Raw genomic sequence first — 20,087 nt, 5'->3', positions numbered from 1 at the left:
AGGATGTCCAGTCTTGTGGCGTCAACCCACGCCGCAGGACACATGGCTCCTCCTAAGTGATTTAAGGTCTATTTTGCTTTCGCAAAATCTTATTTTCGGAGGATGTCCAGTCTTGTGGGGGCAGTTCACCCCGCAGGACACATGGCTCCTCCTAAAGTCTCTAGTGTCTATTTTGCTCTCGCAAAATCTTATTTCCGGAGGATGTTCATTCCCTCGGGCGAAAATGGGCCTCCTCGTATTATTAAAGCTCGTTTAAAGCAGATTGACGGGTGAGTAACAACATGAAATATGGTAATGTCAGCACCGCCACGACTAAGCCCACGGGTAATTGGCTAGGGGCAAAGAGATTTTCGGCTAAAATAGCCGCGCCTAAAATCAAATCGACCCCTAGCAAGGCGGCCACCGGCAAATAATGGCCGATGCGACTGCCCACACAGCGGCGGGCCAAGTGTGGCGCCATTAAGCCGACAAAGCTAATAGCGCCGCCACCGGCTACGGCTAAACCGGCTAACAAAACGGCCAGGCCTAGCAGTTGCTTGCGTTTGCGGTTGGTGGCTAGGCCTAAACCCGTAGCGGTATCCGGCCCCAAGGCCAGCAAATCGCTGCCGTGTAGTGCCAGCAGCAGGACGGGCAGAAGGATTACAAAGGCCAGCCCTAGCACACCAATGTAATGCCAATCTTGGTTCCAAAAGTCACCGCTGATCCAAATGATTAATTTGTCAAAATCAAACTGGTTTAGCTGTAATTCAATCAACAGAATCACGCCATTGAGCAAAGTACCGGTGGCGACCCCAACGAGTAACAGTTGCAACGGGTTTTGTTGGCGGTGTTGCAGAAAGGTCAATAACGCGCCACAAAAGCTACCGGCCACGGCACATAACGGCAGCGCCAAGGTTTGATTAAGTCCTGCAAAATTATGGCTTAAGGCCAGAAAGACCACGGCACCTAAGCTGGCACCGGCGTTGATCCCCATAATGCTGGTATCGGCCAACGGGTTTTCAGTCACTACTTGTAACAAGGCGCCACTAATGCTGAGGCAAAGGCCACAGATCAGGCTTAACGCGACTTGTGGCAGTCGAAATTGCAGTAACACCAGCTTGTCCTGGGCGGAACCGTGCCCTAGCAAGGTGGCGCGAACTTGTGCGGCGGTTAAGTGAATACTGCCGTGGGTCAGTTGGATGTAAAATAAAATCAAAAACAAGCCGAAAAGCCCAGCACACCAGGCCAAAGTACGACGTTTACTCATAGCGCACCCCCTGACCGCGGCCTAGGAAGATAAAGAGGAACAAGCCGCCTAAAATCGCCGTTAAGGCCCCTAAAGGCAGTTCAAAGGGTGGCCGGGCGGCTTTGGCCAAGGTATCGCCAAGGCAGAGAAAGGCGCCGCCGGCTAAGGCTACTTGGCCCACGGTTTGCTTAAACCGTTGCCCGCTGATCAAGGCAATACACTGGGGAATGCCTAAGCCCACAAAGGCAATGTTCCCGGCCACAGCCACACTGGCACCAGCACACAAGACAATGATCAAAGCGGTCCAAAAGCGGGTACGGGTGGTGCGGTTGCCCAGGCTTTGACTGAGTTGGTCATTTAACGCCAGTAAGGTCAGGTCATTTTTAAGCCAGAAAATACCGGCCGCCGCAATGATAGCAATCGGCAGCAACCATTTCACGGCGTCATAAGTGGTGCCGGAAAAGCCGCCTACCAGCAAATTTCGGTAGCGGGCCGTGGTTTGCGTGAGCAGGCTTAAGCCATAAGCCACACTGACTAAAAAGCCTGAAAAAATGGTACCGCCTAGAATCAAGCGTAGTGGGGCCAAGCCGCGTTGGGTCATGGAAAGGCCTAAAACACAGCCAAAGGCCAGCAAGGCACCCAGCAGCGCCAGACCAAACCGTGCTGCCATGGTAAACGGAACGCCTAAAATGGTGCCTAGGATCAAGGCCAAGTTCGCCCCGCTATTGACGCCGAGAATCGCCGGATCAGCAATGGGATTGCGGGCAATAGTTTGCAACAGCTGCCCAGACACGGCTAGGGCGCTGCCGACGATCAAAGCAGCCAGTGCCCGTGGCAAGCGAATGCTCGTAATTGTTTGGGCCTGTAGCGTGCTGCGGGGATGGAACAAGGCCAGCGGACTAAACCAAGTGGGGCCGCTACACACGTCTAATATGAAAGCTACCACCAATAACCCCACCAATAAACTGGTGACTAATGTGCGGTGTCGCATGTTGGCGCCTCCTTTTTGGGACAGGTGTCATAGCTGACAATGGCCGGGCGCCCGGTTAACGGATCAGGTTGTAAGCTGGCCTGAATTTGGAAGACCTCCGCTAACATTTCAGCGGTGAAGACTTGTTCAGGACTGCCTTGGTACCGCACCTCGCCATCTTTTAAGCACACTAAAAAGTCGCAAAACCGCGCCGCTTGATTAAGATCGTGCAAAATTAAAATGATGGTTTTTTGTTGCTGCTGGTTGAGCTGTTGCAATAGTTTTAAGATCTCTAATTGATGGGTGAGATCCAAATAAGTGGTGGGCTCATCTAAAAGCAACAAGTCACTGCCTTGGGCTAAAGTCATGCCAATAAAGGCGCGCTGGCGTTGACCACCGGACAGGTCAGCCAAAGGGCGCTGGCGAAAATCTGTCAGTTCGGTGGCCACTAAGGCAGCTTCGATGGCGGCTTGGTCCGTTTGTTGCAGGCCATGAAACGTGCTGGTGTAGGCGTAACGACCGTAGCCAATCAATTCCGACACCCGAATGTCGCCTGGGGCCTGGGGATGTTGCGGCAAACTGGCCACCAGCCGGGCCCGTTGTCGCGGTTGGTAGCTGTTTAACGGTTTGCCAGCCAGTCGCACATGGCCAGATCGCGGTTGGCGCAGACCAGAAAGGACATTCAACAAAGTCGACTTGCCACTGCCGTTGGGGCCAATTAACCCAATGATCTTGTGGTCCGGAAAGGTTAAATTCAATTTTTGAATAATAATGTGCTGTTGGTAGCCGATCACCAAGTCGTGTCCTTCTAGCAGTGCCATCTAAAACGGTCCCTTCATTAAAATAATCTGTTATGGAAACGTGTGCTAAATGAAAAATTCTCTCATTTAGCTATTAAGTTTAGCAGAAGACTTACTTTTTATCCATAGTAAATGAAAAACGTTCTCAGTTAATGAATGGTAGCGGTAACTTCATAACGTTTTCCAACTAAAAAAGCCGCTTCACCTTCATTTAAGGGAAACGACTTTATATAATGGTAAGAATTAGTCTGTTACATGAGCTAAGAAGTAACGCTTTTTACCGCGCCGAACTAACACGTAACGGCCGTCAAAAGCGGCTTTTGGATCTAAGGTAAAGTCTAAATCGCGAATCCGGTCACCGTTAACGGTAATGGCACCGTTGGTAACGTCTTCCCGGGCTTGGCGCTTAGAAGGTTCGATTTTGGTAGCCACTAACCATTCCACAATGTTTTCAGCAGCGCTGGTGACGGTCATTGATGGCACATCCGCGAAACCTTGTTCGATTTCGGCTGCCGTTAACGCTTTGACGTCGCCAGAGAATAGGGCAGCTGAAATATGTTCAGCTTGTTTCACGGCTTCAGGGCCGTGAACGAAGCTGGTGACTTCGGCTGCTAAGCGCCGTTGGGCTTCACGTTTTTCAGGGGCCGTTTTAACTTTTTCCGCCAAGTCAGCGATTTCGTCTTGTGACAAGAAGGTGAAGTACTTCAAGTATTTCACCACGTCCCGGTCATCTTGGTTTAACCAGAATTGGTAGAATTCGTAAGGTGAGGTCTTTTCAGGGTCTAACCAAATAGCGCCCCCAGCGGTTTTCCCAAATTTAGTGCCATCGGCTTTAAGCATTAACGGAATGGTTAAGGCAAAGGCCGGCGCATCAGGACCTTCAATCTTGTGGATCAAATCGATGCCGGCTGTGATGTTGCCCCATTGATCGGCGCCACCAATTTGTAACTGGACGTCTTCATGCTGGTAAAGGTGTAAGAAGTCCACTGATTGTAAAATTTGGTAGGTGAATTCGGTGAAAGAAATCCCCACTTCTAAGCGGCTGGCCACCACTTCTTTGTTTAACATGGTGTTCACGTTAAACAATTTCCCGTAGTCCCGTAAGAATGCTAACAAGGAGAACTTGGACAACCAGTCATAGTTGTTCACAATGCGGAAGTTTTCAGTGCCAAATAAGCGGTGCATTTGTTCAGACAAGGCGTCTTCGTTGTGATGCACTTGTTCCATGGTTTGTAACTTCCGTTCGGAGTTTTTACCAGAAGGATCCCCGATTGAACCAGTGCCGCCACCAATCACGATTACTGGGTGATGCCCAGCTAACTGGAACCGTTTCAGCATCATAAATGGAATTAAATGGCCAATGTGCAAGCTGTCACCGGTGGGGTCGACCCCGCAGTATAAGCCAATTTGTTTTTTATCGGTTAAGTCGTGTAAGGCTGCTTCGTCTGTGGTTTGATTAACGGCGCCGCGCCACTTTAGTTCGTCAATAATGTTCATAAATGATTACCCCTTTACGTTAGTCTGCTAGTTTGACCATTAAAAAAGTCCCCAATCAAGGCTAAGCCTTGATCAGGGACGAAAATTTTCCGCGTTACCACCCTGAGTTACCGTCTATGACGATCCCTCAACTCATGGGTAACGGCATGACCCGTTGACATGGTTTGATCAGCGTAATTCACAAAATAACATCGTTAGTTCGCAGCTACCACTAACTTTCTGAGCGCTGGGTTATTTTGCTACTGCAGTGATCCATGTCCTAGCTGAAATTAGCTACATTATCGCTTAGCGAGCGGCTGGTGTCAAGCGGAGATTCTGACAGGCCGGGAAATGGCACTAAAAAATCAGCACGGCATTGCGCCATGCTGATGTCATTTATCTGAACAGTTGCAGCAACGGCAACTATTTTTCACGTTGATCGTAGGCCCGTTTTGATTTGAACCCAGCTTTGAAAACTGTTTTCATCACATCAAAGTGGCGTTCCTGGGTGGCCTCGGCTTTGGCACCGAAAATGAAGCGGGCCCATTCACGCTGATAGCCTGGGGTCAAGGCCGTAAAAAAAGCTTGTAATTCAGGCTCTGCGGTTAATAAAGTGGCGACTTTGGGAATGTACACTTCATAGTCACTGAGGCTTTTTTTCGCAGTTGCGATAACACAACATCTCCTTTCATAAAGAGCTGGTTTCAGCATAGCAAACTCAGTTCGATTTGAAAATAGGTGTTTTTACCACGATGAACAGTCGATCGGCAAGGACAGGCGCTGTCAGTTGAAGGTCGGTGGGACAATTAGGGTTAGTCAAGCTACAGGTGGTGTGATCAAAGGTTTTTAGTAGTGGGGATAGCGGCAGAAATCATGCGCTTTAAATGTTAATAAGCTCGCGCAATCCAAACGGAATATTGAGCCGGTTTGCCGGAAACTAAGTCGATGGTTTTTTTAACAGGTGGATCAAATGGAATATTACGCGTCGTAAAGCCGGTTTCAGCCTTAATAATCTGTTCGGTTTCTTCTGAGCCATCCCAACCAATCAAAATGAAACCAGGGATTTGGTGTGTTTTTTGACAGGTGGTTAAATAAGCCTTAAGTTGCGCCAATGTATCAATATTCAAGTGCTCATGAGCGTGATAACGAGCCTGTGCTTTGGTAAATAGTCGCGCTTGCATCGTGGCCAATTCAGTTTGAACGGTGGTGGTGAGGCCGGCTAAGGGTACCGCAACTTTATCATGGGCATCCCGGGCTTTTAGCATCACCTGATGTTGCGCGAGATCACGCGGGCCGCATTCAATACGTAAGGCGGCGCCTTTTTGTTCCCAAGCGTTAAATTTAAAACCGGGGGTGTTATCCGTATCATCTAGACGAACCCGTAAGCCAGTCGCTGCCAGTTCTGTTTGAATGGTTGCTAATTGCTGTAAGATTTCAGGTTGTTGTTGCCACTTTCCGACTGGAATCAAGACAACTTGGGTTGGCGCGACTTTGGGCGGTAACACGAGGCCTTGTTCATCACCATGAACCATAATCAGGGCACCGATTAGGCGAGTAGAAACCGCCCAGGATGTGGTATGCACATTAGTGAGGTGATTATCCTGGTTCAAGTATTGGATGTCAAAAGCTTCTGCAAATTTTGTGCCGAGATAATGAGAGGTGCCAGCTTGCACAGCTTTACCATCCTGCATCATCGCCTCAACGGAATAAGTGTCTACAGCGCCGGCAAAGCGTTCGCTGGGTGTTTTGCGACCAGCATAAACTGGGATGGCTAGAAAGTCTTGCAATAAGGTGACATAAAAGTCTAGTACGCTGCGCGTGCGTTTGCGCGCATCTGCCTCAGTGGCATGGGCAGTATGGCCTTCATGCCATAGAAATTCAGACGTGCGCAAAAAAGGTAAGGTTTTCTTTTCCCACCGAAAGACATTTGCCCACTGATTGATTTCTAAAGGGAGATCACGGTAGGATTTGATCCAATCTTTAAACGAGTGGCCGATCGTTGTTTCCGAAGTGGGCCGTAGTGCGTAAGGCGCTGCCAGTTTTTCAGTGCCGACTTCTGTAACCCAAGGTAGTTCCGGCGCAAAACCAGCCACATGTTCAGCTTCTTTCATAAAGTAAGCCTTTGGAATCAACATCGGGAAGTAGACGTTGCGAATTTTCTCTTGTTTTAAGTACGCGTTAACTTGTGCCTGAATATGTTCCCAAATTTCAAAGCCATCTGGCCGAAAAACAATGCAACCACGCACTTCAGAATAGGACATGAGTTCGGCTTGTTGGATCGTTTGCAAATACCATTTAGAAAAATCAGTTTGTTGTAAGTTTGTCATGGATAGCCCCTCATTTCTTAAGCTCAATTCAGCAACCAAGGTCTTGGTGATTTGCTGGTGTGCTTTTAGCATAGCGAATTCGGGATTGGAAAAGTTGCTTGATTATTGCGGAAAATAGTAAGATCCAATCAAAAAATAGTTTTGATTCTAATAAAAGTCTGCTTTATCGGTATAATAATACTAAAAAGAATGCAAAAGGATTGGTGCTATTTTGGATAAGCAAGCACTTTATGAACAAAATCATTATCCAGACCATTTATTTCCGTTTGAGGTTTATTACGTGCAACGTTACGGGATGAAACCAGCTGGGCGGGGTTTTGATGATTTACATTGGCATGAGGAGATTCAGTATACAATTGCTGTGAAAGGCGCGCTGACGGTGCAAGTAAATGGCCAACTACAAACACTCCAGGAAGGTGAGGGACTGTTCATTAATTCGGGCATTTTACATACCACCAAAATGATGGCACAAGATGGTGCGTATTTAAGTATTAACTTTGAAAATAAATTGCTTTCTTTTTTTCTAGGTAGTTTGATGGAACAAGCTTATGTGTTGCCTTATATGACCGATTATTGGTTATATAAGGTCGTGTTACGGCCTCAGGTTGCTTGGCAGGCGCAGTGTTTGACCCGTCTGCACCAAATAACGCTTGCGTATCAGCAAAAGGCGTTTGCCTGGCAATACCGGATCGCCATTGACTTAACTGAGATTTGGTATCAATTGATTACCAATGTGCAAGTCATACATCAGCCAATCAAGCGCCATTTACAACAACAGCAACGGATTCAAACGCTGTTGCGTTTTGTCCACGAACACTATACTGAAGCCCTTACAGTTAGCCAATTCGCTATGGCGGCTCACATTTCAACCGCTGAATGTGTACGCTGCTTTAATCGGTTTACGGGGGTGGCACCTTACGAGTACCTGCAGCAATATCGAATCGCGCAAGCACGTAAATTGCTGTTGCGCACCAGTCAGTCGATTGAACAAATTGCGCAGGCAACTGGTTTTAGTGGCACTTCTAATTTTATTAAAAACTTTAAGCGTCGTGTTGATCAAACACCATTACAATACAGACGGCAGCAAGCACCATAAAATCAGCGGCTACGCCACATCATTCAAATTTTGTTTACCTAAACAGCTGTCGCAAAGACGGCTATTTTTACATCGATTTTTGACAACTATTTTTATTGTGCCGAAATAAGGATTCTCAGGGTGTGCCATTAGTAAAGTTCAAATAGAATGTAATAATCGGAAAAGGAGTATGAACAGCAATCGGCTAAATAACAGGAAAGTGCTGGCTTGATGAGTATAAACGTGAGCCAGTTAACATGTGGTTTTTAAGGCAAAATATCAAATATAATCCCCAATATAATGGCATTTGTTCAAAATTTAAGTGAATCATTTTCAAATCTTGAAACAACTTTGACCTTAAGGAAAGGTTAAACTTAAATTATAAAAAAGTGAATTGGCTGAAGGTGCCAAGCAAGGGGATGACGATTTGACAGAAAAAATCAAATGCGCGTACGAAAAAATGATGGCAATGACTGGTGATACAACCCGCCACTTCAAACTATATAAATCGGGTAAAATTTGGGTGATTGCCGGTTTAGCAACCGTCTCATTTACGGTGGCACCGCAGGCCGTTCAGGCGGCAACAACTGCTGAACCAGCGACACAAACCGTTACGACGAATGCGACTGATCCGGCAAGCAGTGCGGCTTCAAGTCAGACAACAGTTAGCGCCGCTTCAAGCGCAACGGCTAGTGCTGCTGCAAGTTCGGCTTCAGATTCAGTTGCTAGTTCGGCCTCCAGCTCGACCTCAGACTCGGTTGCCAGTGCTGCGCAGGCAACGAGTCAGGCGGCTACCAGCAGTGCCAGTGCAGCCAATACGGAACAAGCAACCCAGACAGTGGTGAGTGCGGCAACATCTGATGCAACGATAGCTACTAGTAGTGCTGCAGCCAGCGTTCAAAGTGCAGCAACAAACGCCGTAACGACGGTTCAAAATACAACGAGCAGCACAGCGGCCGCAAGTGGTTCGGTCACCGCCGCTACCGCCACATCAACGGCAACGACCAGCACCAGTTCAGTAGCAGGGGTTGCCACGCCGGCATCGGCAGCCACTTCAAGTGCGGTGGCGGTGACAGCTTTACCCGCCACGGCCACGCAAGCGGATATTGCCGCGGCCAAAGCTCAAGCTAGCACCGCTTATCAGACAACTGGACAGGCGCAGCTAGTGACCATGAAGAGCCCTGAACAGGCGAGTGCCGCTACCGCCAGCATCGTGTCTTCGGCTACCAATATTGGTTATGGGTCAAATTTAACTAGTTTTACCCTGACGGTAACGATGAACAACTTGGTGGCAGGGGATGAGGTCTCGTATACCTTGCCAACTGGTTTCATTAGAACGTTTATTAACGGTACGATTCAGCTGGGGAGCGTGCAAGATTTTGCCACAGACGCTGACGGTAATGCTGCCGGAACGGTGACGCAAGTCAAAAATGCTGATGGCTCGATCACGGTTACAGATCATTTCAATCAGGCCAGCGCTCAGACTGTACAGGTTGTCACGCTTAACTTAATGTCAAATTATGCGGGTCAAATGATTGGGCAAGGAGAAACCTATACCGATCAGACGTTGCTAACCGTTGGTGACCGAACCTATACCGTTGATGTCTATGTGAATGGCAATCAGCAAGCTAGTGGTTCGGCATCGTTCACGCAGACCATTACCCCAACCGCACATGTGGAAACCCCAACACAAACTTATCCCAATACTAGTGTGAAGGGCCTGTTGCCAGATACGGATTATGTTTGGTCTGTGCCGATCAAACAAAGCGATGGGATTTACGATGATACGGATCAGGCGTTGCGGGTTAATCAGGTGGTCAATGCCGGAACGGTGATCACAATACCAGCGCCAGCCGGCTTCGAGTTGAATCAGGAACTAACGGATGAACTGAATGCCTTTAGCGACCAAACGACGATCGCGCAACCGGATGGGGTTGGCGGGGCGATTGTGATCACCGTGCCCAAAGGGTCCGGATCACAATCTTATTATGGTGACCCGGCTTATCGGATCGCAGGGCATTTTAAGACGACCCAGGCTGCCACGGATACCACGTTAACGGCTGCAGGCGCAGTGACAATGGTCCAACAAGTGGTCAATGCGGCAGGTGAGCTTGACACAGATACTTATACAGCCGCCAGTCCTTGGACGGCAACTATTTTAGGCACCGATTCAACCCAGAATGTCGGTACGATCACAAGCGCCCTGGGGAATAGCAGCGTCAATTCGAAACAGTTATTGTTGGATCAAGATCCCAGCAATGACCCTAAAACGTTACTGCAGTTTAATGCGCAATATCATGCTGCTGCAGGCACAAACAATGCCACCATTACGTTAACAGTCCCAGATGGTCTGACAATCAATCAAATCGCTGTGCCTGCTGGTGGTGTGACCAGAGCCTACTACATGCTAGGGACAACCAGTTATGGGTATCAGCTTACTTTGGCAGATGGCACCACTGAAACAGGTACTGTTGCGGCTGGTGGTACGATCACCAGTCAAGGTGTGATCCGCACTGCAGTGTTGACACCTAATTATTTAGCACCAGGTGCCACGTCAGCTAATTTTGAATTATCAGGCACTTTAGCAACCCAGTATGATGATGGCAGCGCAGTGGCCATCGGTGACCAATTGACCAGCGCCATCACGATGACAGTTGCTGGTAGTGCTGCTAGTGATCCTGCGACTTTTACGCAAACAGTCGTTGGCGGCTCAATTGCGTGGGTCGATGTGGATGATTACAGCACCCATAGTGAATTAGCACCTGGTAAAGGGCAAGGAAGTGCCTTTTCAGTTTATGGAACCACAAGTTCTTTGGGACAAAACGTGATGCAGCTGGATGAACCCATTTTTTACTTCGTTATTCCAAGTGCGTTTGTCGTTGACAAAGTCATTAATTATCAGAATGCAGTCGTCAGCAATAGTACGGATGATCATGGCGATACGGTGGTGAAAGTTGATTTTACTAGGACAGGCGAGTCTGTTAATTTGAAATTTACCAACGCTTACCTGACGATGTTAGGCCTGTCATTGCACAATGCACCGGATGCCATGGTGGGGAGCTATACGCTAAAAGCCTATGTTACAGCGCCTGGTACAACCATCATCAGCGGTATTCAACCGAATACAACGGTAACAGATCTGAGTGAAACCGCTGGCGACGCCGCTGCTATTTTGGTTGGGAAACGTGTTTGGCAGATCGATACCGTTTCAAGTGTCAACGTTTTTAGTGTGGCACAAGGGGATGATCTTTCGCCGACCACTAATGCGACCATCGATAAAAACAGTTCGAATGCGCTGACTTTTTATAATACCGTGATGAATATCAGTGGGACGCCTTTAAGTGATGTCACGACGATCATTAATTTGCCAGAGGCAGGGGATGATCGGGGGTCAACTTATACGTATCAATTAACTGGCCCCATGACGTTGCCAACCAGTTTAACCACCACCACTGGCACAACAGTTCCGCTAACTGGTGCCACTGTGTTGTATTCAACCAGTGCAAGCGACCTGACGCGTGATACACCTGATTTAACCAACTATCTGACGGCGGCTGAAGTGGGGGACAACTGGGGGAGTATTCGGTCCGTTGCCATTACGTTTGATAGCATCCCCGCAAATACTACAACTGGCCGCATGGCACTAACGGGCACAACGGCCGATATGGTGGACCAAGCTGGTGAAATTGGTTATATTGGCACGGCGTTCTATACCTCAGGCAAATTGGCCAGTACGACTGTGACAGCTGCTAGCATTGCCATTACCGGCAGTTCCACCATTTATGCGCGGGCGCACTATGTCGATGCCACTGGCGCTGATCAGTACATTTATTTCACAGACTTGGATAAAACCTTAACGGATCAGCAGGACACGTTAACCAACGATTATCCCACAACACAAGCCGACCTTTCTGCTGCAGATCAGGCGCTGATCCCAGTAGGCTACGCGTTACAAGCCAACTCACTGCACCTGGTTGACGGTCAAGCCAATGGCGCCGCTGCATTTGATCAAGTGGTGACCAATGTGTTTGATGGGGACTATGCTCAATACGAACTCACCGCAACAGACGTGACCGTGAATGTAGCCTATGTTGACGAAGCAGGCAACCCCATTGCCACCGGAACGGTGAGCTACCCTGATGGCAATCAACATGTGGGCAGTGCGTATGCCACAACGCAATTAGCAATCAAGGGCTACACGTTTAAGGAAATGGCAACTGATAGCCTAGCTGCTAGCGGGACGTTAGCGAATGCAGGCGGCACAGTGACTTATGTGTACCGTAAAGATGCGCCTGTTATTGCCCAGGATACTGTGACCAAGACAGTCCATTACCAAACCAGTGATGGCACGTCATTAGCTGATGACTATACGGCTCACGCAGACTTTACTTCATCGACAGACCCTGTGACAGATGACGTGACGTACACGCCATCTGATGCTGTTTTAGGGCACCAAGCGAACCCGGCTATTAAGGGGTATCATGTGGTGACCAGTCCTGCAGAAGCAACAACTGATCAAACCGTAACCTTTGGTGATCAAGATGAAATCTATACGGTGGTTTATGAAAAGGATGCGCCGGAAATCACCAAAGATACTGTGACGAAGACAGTCCATTACCAAACCAGTGATGGCACGTCATTAGCTGATGACTATACGGTTCACGCCGACTTTACCGCATCGACAGATCCTGTGACAGATGACGTGACGTATACGCCAGCTGATGCTGTTTTAGGTCATCAAGTGAACCCGGTTATTAAGGGGTATCATGTGGTGACCAGTCCTGCAGAGGCAACAACTGATCAAACTGTAAAATTTGGTGATCAAGATCAGACTTATATTGTTGTGTATCAAAAAGATGGCGAGGTGTCAGATGAAAGTCAGACCCAGACTCAGTTAACGGTACACTATGTGGATCAGAACGGTGACGCCATTGCCCCAGGTAACACCCAAAGTGGCGCGATTGGAACGAGCTTTACAGTCACCGCCCCGGCAATTTCTGGCTATACGTTAAGTGACTCAAACCAACGCACCACCACCGGCACGTACAACGGCAATCAAATGACTTTGACGCTTAAGTACCAAAAAGATGGTGAAGTGTCAGATGAAAGTCAGACCCAGACTCAGTTGACGGTACACTATGTGGATCAAAACGGTGACACCATTGCCCCAGATAACACTCAAAGTGGCGCGCTTGGAACTGGTTTTACAGTCACCGCCCCAGCAATTTCAGGTTATACGTTAAGTGATTCAAGCCAACGCACCACCACCGGCACGTACAACGGCAATCAAATGACTTTGACCCTGAAGTACCAAAAAGATGGTGAGGTGCCAGATGAAAGTCAAACCCAGACACAATTAGCCGTGCATTATGTGGACCAAAACGGTGATGCGATTGCCTCAGACACCACACAAAGTGGGACAATCGGAACTGACTTTACAGTGACAGCCCCAGAGCTTGCGGGGTACACGCTAAGTGACCCAAGCCAGCGCACCACCACCGGCACATATAATGGCAATCAAATGACCTTGACGCTTAAGTATCAAAAAGATGGCAACGTGCCAGACGAAAGTCAAACGCAAACACAATTAACCGTGCATTATGTGGATCAAAACGGTGACACCATTGCTTCAGATACGACGCAAAGTGGGACAATTGGAACTGACTTTACAGTAATGGCGCCAGCGATTTCCGGCTACACATTAAGTAACCCAAGTCAGCGCACCACCACCGGCACGTATACCGGGAATCAAATGACGTTGACCCTGAAGTACCAAAAAGATGGTGAAGTGCCAGATGAAAGTCAAACGAAGACAACTTTAACGGTGCATTACGTGGACGAAAACGGTCAGACCATTGCCCTAGATACCACCCAAAGTGGGTTAGTGGGAACGCCATTTAAGGTAACAGCGCCAACGATTGCCCATTATACGTTGCTTACACCGGCGACGGTGACCGGCACGTATCAAGGCAATGCGATGCAATTGACTTATCAGTATCAGCTGCAAACGACACCGTCAGTTACACCAGATGATGCAACTGATTCCGCGGTGACGCCAGGTGATCAACCCAGCACAACCATGACACCAGACAGCTCAGCTGATTCTGATCTGCCAGTCACGCCAAGCGGCTCAAATAGTGTTGGAACGCCAACTAATGCGACTAACGCCGTTACAAGTGTACAGACGCCAGCACAGACGTCACACGTCACTGTAGCCTCAGCAACGACCAACACGGGTTCAACAGCCAATGCTACCACCCACGCCACAACGTTACCGCAAACAGGCGAGCAAGATGACGCTTGGTTAGTGGCACTTGGCCTAACGATTTTAGGTTCAGTGGGACTATTAGGTACGGCAAACTTAAAAAAACGGCACGATGACGATTTTTACGAACTTTAGCACAGCATTAAAACAGCCTTTGACGACAGGTCAAAGGCTGTTTTTAGTGGTATTTTTAAATGCTATTGTGCTGAAATATTCTCGTGCCGAATCCCATAAGAGAAGTAAATGATCATCCCTAACACAAACCAGATGATCGACGCGATCCAAGTTTCAGCGGGTAAAGTGGCCATTAAACCGACACATAAAATGGCGGAAATAATGGGCAATACCGGGTAACCGGGGACTTTGAAACCATCGTTGGGAATCGCTTGGTTGCGGCGCAACGGAATGATTCCAATGGAGACAAAGGTGAAGGCCAACAAGGTCCCAATGTTGACTAAGTTGGTGAGCTGGTCTAATGGCACCAAGCCACCTAAAATCGAAATAATGATCGTGACGATCACCAAGCTGTGTTGTGGCAAATGGTGTTCGCCTTGTAATTTACCTAAGAATTTTGGTAACAAGCCGTCCCGGCCAATGGAGTAAACCAGGCGGGAAGAGCTGTAGATCATGGTGACCATCATGGTGAACATGCCGGCTAAGGCCCCAATGGAGATCACACCAGCGGACCAGTTTTGGCCGACTTTTTGTAAGGCAAAGGAAACCGGGTTCGCCACGTTCAGGTCTTTATATGGCACCATGCCGGTTAAGACAACGGAGACCAAAATGTATAAGATCGTCGCTACCACTAAGGTGCCAATGATCCCAATTGGCATCGCCTTTTGCGGATTCTTGACTTCGGCTGCCGAAGAGGAAACGGCATCAAAGCCTAAGTAAGCAAAGAAGACGGTAGAAGCCCCGCCGAACACGCCTTTCCAACCGAAAGGTAAGAAGGGATGCCAGTTGGTTGGTTTCACGTAGAAGAAGCCCACCAGTAAGAAAATAATAATAATGGCAATTTTCACAACGACCATGGTGTTGTTCACGCGGACAGACGATTTCATCCCGTGACTTAACATCCAAGTGATCAGCCAAACAATGACAATCGCGAATAAATTAAAATAAGTGCCGTGGGCTGGGCTAAACGAGCCGCTAATGGCAGTTGGCAGGTGGACCCCAAAGCCTGCCAAAAACGAACTGAGATACGCCGAAAAACCAGTGGAAACTGCGGCAACGGCTAACATGTATTCCAAGATCAGGGCCCAGCCTAGGATCCAGCCAATAAATTCCCCAAAGACTACGTTCCCATATGAATAAGCGGAACCGGCTACTGGCATGGCGGCGGAAAATTCTGCGTAACACATGGCCGCGGTAGCACAGACGATGGCGGCAATGACAAAGGATAACATGATCCCAGGCCCTGCCTTCAGGGCAGCGACGGTACCTGGTAAAATAAAGATCCCCGTTCCAATGACGGCCCCGATCCCCAACGCCATTAAGTCAAAGGCCGACAAAGATTTCACAAATTGATTGTCTTTTGCAAGATACTTGTCCAAGCTTTGTTTCTGCCACATTTTGTCTTTAACTGACATAAAAATCACTCCTCATCGGCTGTCAGCGCAGGCAGAACCGCGACAACCTCCCGTTTGATACCCAGTCCTGGGTATCATTGGGTTTAATACTAGCATAAATTGGTCTAAATAAAAATAGCATTAAAGTTCACAGACTGATTTAATCTTCATGGAAATGACATCGTTTCCGTAATAACAAGCGGTTAACCGATTTTGGGCAGTGTTTAACCGTTTCAAACGTGGTTCAAGTGCAGTGATAATGAATGTCAGTTAGTAGCTGTGACAGGCAAAGCGGTGGTGTTTTGGTTAAAAAGCGGGGCTTGTTGCGCTTTGTATTTTCAGGCGGACATCTGTATAATGTATCCCAGATAACCAGGAATGAAGCAGGGGGCTACAAGCAGATTATGAAAACACGCAAAGAACTAAAACGACAGTCCAAAGACTTGTTAAAGGGTCATTGGGGCACCGCTATTTTACTGAACCTGATTCCAACGTTGTTGATCATGGCCTTGATCGTATTGGTCATTATCACCACCATCAGTATTTTAGGCACCATGGGCTATCATTATGAGGATATTGCCAATTATGCGGTAAAAGAGTCACAAAGCAATCGCAGTAATTACGCGGCCATTGTCCGTGGCGCGGTGAGCACCGTCTTTATGGTCGGGGTCCAGTACACCTTCTTGGATTGGTTGCGCAATCGCGATTATCAAGTGGTGCCTTTGCGTGATGCGTTTCAGGTCTTTACCGGACGCTATTTCTGGGGCACCATTGGGTTAATGGTCCTAACGTATTGCTACACCACGTTATGGTCCATGTTGCTGTTTATCCCCGGCATTGTGAAAAGCTATTCCTATTCCCAGGCGTACTTGATCTATAAGGATCGGCGCGGGGTCAACGGAGACCAGCCGGTGAACGTGAACGAGTGCATTACCATTAGTCGCCGCATGATGAACGGCCATAAATGGGACTTTTTCGTTTTGCAATTAAGTTTCCTAGGCTGGGGCCTGTTAAGTGTGCTCACGTTAGGCCTCGGTTTCTTATGGTTAAACCCTTATAAAAACGCCACTTACGCAGGCTTTTATGATGATTTGAAACAAGCCATTGACCAACAAGCACAGGTTGAACCTCAAAATATTGCCCATTAAGGCGCGCTAAAAAGGCGAGCTCGTTAACGCGAGCTCGCCTTTTTTATATTGTTTATGAAGTTTAAAAATCGGGTTAGGTGTGTGACCATTCTTTACAGCTGAGAACCTTCAAGTTCAAAACCGGCTTTGCGCAAACAGTCCACGACGCCGCCGTTTGGCAGCGCTTCATTTAATGGAACACCTTTAGTTTAAATAAGAAATGTGAAGAAATCGTGAAGTAACCGTCACCTTTTACGCACTTTCCCGCGGTAACGTTTTGCCGCGCAAGGTAATGGCGTTACGACCGTTTTCCTTTGAGGTGTAGAGAAAATGGTCAGCGCGTTTATACAGGTCTAAATAACTAATATCCGCTGCTAACACCCGATCTTCCCCAATGGAGATTGTTGCGTTGACCTGCGCCTGCTCAAAGTGAAAGTCCAACGTGGCCACCACTGTTTGCATGCCGCGTGAGATCAGCTCCGCCTCATTGGCACTGGCGGTAATGGCATTTAAAATCACGGTGAACTCCTCACCACCGGTACGGTATAACCGGGCCGGGTAAGGCAGGTCGCTGATATATTGGTTTAAGTGTTGGGAGACTGTTTGTAACACCTGATTGCCGGCTAAATGGCCGTAAGTATCGTTGATCCGTTTGAAATGGTCAATATCTAAGGTATAAATGGCGTACTTTTGGGTGGCATCTGTCTGAAATTGCTGAAACAACCGTTCTAAATCGCGACTAAACGCCCCAAAGTTGCGCACGCCAGTTAACGGATCGTACTTGGCTTCATGGGCAAAGATATGCGTTAAAACCGCGTGGTGATGCAAGATCCGGTTGTATTCAAAAGCGGCGATCTCTAAAATGATCAACGCGCCAATTTGTCGGGCCCAACTGAGACCATCTTGTGTGGGGTAAAACTGATTGGCCACCGCCAAGGCAAATCCAGCAAAACCGGTGAACAATAAGGTGTTGTGCCAGCGCTTACGCCACGCCCAGTCACCGCACAGTTGACTGATCACCAGCAAAACCAGCAGCCCAGCCAGCGCCACGCCGTTTAGCGAATCATGTCCGGGCCACTTGGACCACAGCCAAAGGCCAACGATGCTGCCACCCACCAGCAATTGCCACTTGGAACGAATCAGCAGTAATAAATTAAACAGCACCACGATCTCCACGTTGAGGTAGGTCCAATGTAACCCTAAGCGTTCATGGCTGGTGCCGATTTGCGTATTGACCCAAGCTTCAAGGTGTAAAAAAGCCAGAAATAAACAGCCACTTAAGATCAGTAGCAAGGTGCGGTGACGCCTGATCCAAGGCAGTTTGGCCTCATCTTTAAGCCAGGTGAACACAGAGATCCCGCCAAGCAAAGTAATAACGTTCGCAATTAAGGACGAAATATATGAAAGTGTGATCAGTTGCGTGGACACGTTGGCAAACTCCCTTTGAACAAATTTACAGCGGCACTTACAGGTTGAGATAACTTGTCAGCGCTTGATTGAATCCCTTTAAACATAGCATAGATTGACGTTTAAATGTAGAATGGTCAGGAAATTTAACGAAAACCAAGCCTTTTTGAAAGGGTTGTGGTAAGCTATTAGCATTCAAAAATGAAATTTTAATGAGGGGTTTCGGCTGTGTTTCTCATTTCGCTGAGACCTGTTCAGAAAGGCGGAACTTATGCGTTATACAACAGCTGGGGAATCACACGGTCCCCAATTAACAGCCGTGATCGAAGGCATTCCAGCCGGATTGACCATTGATCCAGAAAAAATCAATGCGGATCTTAAACGGCGCCAACAAGGCTACGGCCGGGGCAATCGAATGAAGATCGAAACCGATCAAGTTCAGATCACCGCTGGCGTGCGGCATCAAAAATCCCTTGGGGGGCCGATTGTGTTACAAGTCACCAACCGGGATCACGGCCATTGGGGCGACATTATGAGCCCAACAGCCACAGAAACGCCTGAAAACACTGTGCGGCAAGTCACCAAGCCCCGGCCAGGCCATGCGGACTTAGTCGGTGGTGAAAAGTACCAACACACCGATCTGCGCAATGTGTTGGAACGTTCCAGCGCCCGGGAAACCACCATGCGGGTGGCCGTTGGGAGCCTGTGCAAACAGCTGTTAGCCGAAGTCGGGGTGCAAGTCTTAGGCTTTGTGCAAATGCTAGGAGGCATTGCGGCGGATCCGGCGCAATTACCTGAAATTGGCGATTTAACGGAATTAACGCGGATCACCAATGCCAGCGATGTGCGCACTTATGATGAAGACGCCGCCGCTAAAATTCGCACGCTGATCGATGAAACCAAGCAAAAAGGCGATACCCTTGGCGGTGTGGTTCAAGTGGTGGCCACTGGTTTACCCGTTGGCTTAGGCAGCTACGTCGGTGCAGACCGCAAGCTAGACGCCAAATTGGCCCGGGCCATTGTGAGCATCAATGCCTTTAAAGGCGTTGAATTTGGGGATGGCTTTGGCTTGGCCCAGCATCCCGGTAGCGAAGACATGGACGAGATCTTCTACGACAACGACAAAGGCTTTTACCGCGGCAGCAATCATTTAGGTGGCTTTGAAGGCGGGATGACCAACGGCATGCCCGTGATCGTCAAAGGGGTAATGAAGCCCATTCCAACCTTGTACAAACCGCTGCGCAGCGTAGATGTCAACACGAAAGAACCTTTCGTGGCCAACGTGGAACGCTCCGACACCACGGCGGTGCCAGCGGCTTCCGTGGTAGCCGAAGCCATGGTGGCCATCACCTTAGCCCAAGCCATTTTAGACAAATTCGACGCCGACGCTTTACCACGCTTACAGGCCCAGTTGAAAGCTTATAACGAGGAATTGGCGCAGTATTAGTCCAAGCTGGCGTTGGTAGTCGTCCTACGGCACAAGTGGGGCTGGAACGCTGCGGGCCGACTTTGAACCAAGAAAATCACTTGTTTCAAAGCTCGACCTTGTCGTAAGCGATAAATCGCTAACGACAATTTCAAGGCTACTAAGTACACTGGGGATACTTTGCTAACGCAAAGTTAAGATTGCCGGGCGCTGTCCATTCTTGTGGGGAAACCACCCGCAAGAAACATGGCGCTACTAAGTGCACTAGGGATACTTTGCTAACGCAAAGCTAAAATTGCCGGGCGCTGTCCATTCTTGTGGGAAGACCGCCCGCAAGAAACATGGCGCTACTAAGTGCACTAGGGATACTTTGCTAACGCAAAGCTAAAATTGTCGGGCGCTGTCCATTCTTGTGGGAAGA

Annotated in this window: 12 protein-coding genes; 4 read left to right on the top strand and 8 right to left on the bottom strand. The window is 48.5% G+C overall.

Features of this window, described 5'->3' with window-relative positions:
* Window positions 1–241: 241 nt before the first annotated feature.
* The 6 genes from FC07_RS14905 to proS all read right to left on the bottom strand — a co-directional run bounded on the left by FC07_RS14905 (window position 242) and on the right by proS (window position 6,798).
* Window positions 242–1,246, bottom strand: coding sequence for a FecCD family ABC transporter permease (locus FC07_RS14905; protein WP_057905869.1), 1,005 nt, complete (start codon window positions 1,244–1,246; stop codon window positions 242–244).
* Complete coding sequence (locus tag FC07_RS14900) at window positions 1,239–2,216, bottom strand: iron ABC transporter permease (protein WP_057905868.1); 978 nt, start codon at window positions 2,214–2,216, stop codon at window positions 1,239–1,241. Before FC07_RS14900 ends, FC07_RS14905 begins: the two co-directional genes overlap by 8 nt.
* Complete coding sequence (locus FC07_RS14895; RefSeq protein ID WP_057905867.1) at window positions 2,198–3,016, bottom strand: ABC transporter ATP-binding protein; 819 nt, start codon at window positions 3,014–3,016, stop codon at window positions 2,198–2,200. Before FC07_RS14895 ends, FC07_RS14900 begins: the two co-directional genes overlap by 19 nt.
* A gap of 222 nt (window positions 3,017–3,238) precedes the next feature.
* Entirely contained in the window at window positions 3,239–4,492 is a 1,254-nt protein-coding gene (tyrS, locus tag FC07_RS14890) for a tyrosine--tRNA ligase (protein WP_057905866.1), read from the bottom strand.
* Window positions 4,493–4,894: 402 nt separating this feature from the next.
* Window positions 4,895–5,182: a YdeI/OmpD-associated family protein gene (locus FC07_RS14885; protein WP_057905865.1), complete on the bottom strand. Its 288-nt coding sequence runs from the start codon at window positions 5,180–5,182 to the stop codon at window positions 4,895–4,897.
* A 176-nt stretch (window positions 5,183–5,358) separates the two neighbouring features.
* The gene (proS, locus tag FC07_RS14880) at window positions 5,359–6,798 is read right to left on the bottom strand and encodes a proline--tRNA ligase (RefSeq protein ID WP_057905864.1); all 1,440 of its coding nucleotides are present in this window, start codon (window positions 6,796–6,798) and stop codon (window positions 5,359–5,361) included.
* Between the two features lie 211 nt (window positions 6,799–7,009).
* Between proS and FC07_RS14875 the strand changes: the two genes are divergently transcribed.
* On the top strand, window positions 7,010–7,894 hold the full coding sequence (locus FC07_RS14875; protein WP_235807531.1) for an AraC family transcriptional regulator: 885 nt from the start codon (window positions 7,010–7,012) through the stop codon (window positions 7,892–7,894).
* 406 nt (window positions 7,895–8,300) lie between these two features.
* Window positions 8,301–14,273, top strand: a complete 5,973-nt coding sequence (locus FC07_RS14870; RefSeq protein WP_155797786.1) for a MucBP domain-containing protein — start codon at window positions 8,301–8,303, stop codon at window positions 14,271–14,273.
* Between the two features lie 62 nt (window positions 14,274–14,335).
* Here FC07_RS14870 and FC07_RS14865 read toward each other — a convergent pair whose 3' ends face one another.
* The gene (locus tag FC07_RS14865) at window positions 14,336–15,727 is read right to left on the bottom strand and encodes an APC family permease (protein ID WP_057905861.1); all 1,392 of its coding nucleotides are present in this window, start codon (window positions 15,725–15,727) and stop codon (window positions 14,336–14,338) included.
* A 383-nt stretch (window positions 15,728–16,110) separates the two neighbouring features.
* Here FC07_RS14865 and FC07_RS14860 point away from each other — a divergent pair, with 383 nt between their 5' ends.
* Window positions 16,111–16,854, top strand: coding sequence for a DUF975 family protein (locus tag FC07_RS14860; RefSeq protein ID WP_057905860.1), 744 nt, complete (start codon window positions 16,111–16,113; stop codon window positions 16,852–16,854).
* A gap of 231 nt (window positions 16,855–17,085) precedes the next feature.
* Here FC07_RS14860 and FC07_RS14855 read toward each other — a convergent pair whose 3' ends face one another.
* Complete coding sequence (locus FC07_RS14855; RefSeq protein ID WP_057905859.1) at window positions 17,086–18,261, bottom strand: GGDEF domain-containing protein; 1,176 nt, start codon at window positions 18,259–18,261, stop codon at window positions 17,086–17,088.
* 250 nt (window positions 18,262–18,511) lie between these two features.
* Between FC07_RS14855 and aroC the strand changes: the two genes are divergently transcribed.
* Entirely contained in the window at window positions 18,512–19,687 is a 1,176-nt protein-coding gene (aroC, locus tag FC07_RS14850) for a chorismate synthase (protein ID WP_057905858.1), read from the top strand.
* The last annotated feature ends 400 nt before the right edge of the window (window positions 19,688–20,087 follow it).

Source organism: Loigolactobacillus bifermentans DSM 20003 (assembly GCF_001434575.1).
Classification (GTDB): domain Bacteria; phylum Bacillota; class Bacilli; order Lactobacillales; family Lactobacillaceae; genus Loigolactobacillus; species Loigolactobacillus bifermentans.
The sequence above is the reverse complement of the archived record's forward strand: the minus strand, read 5'-3'. Positions and strand labels throughout refer to the sequence as shown.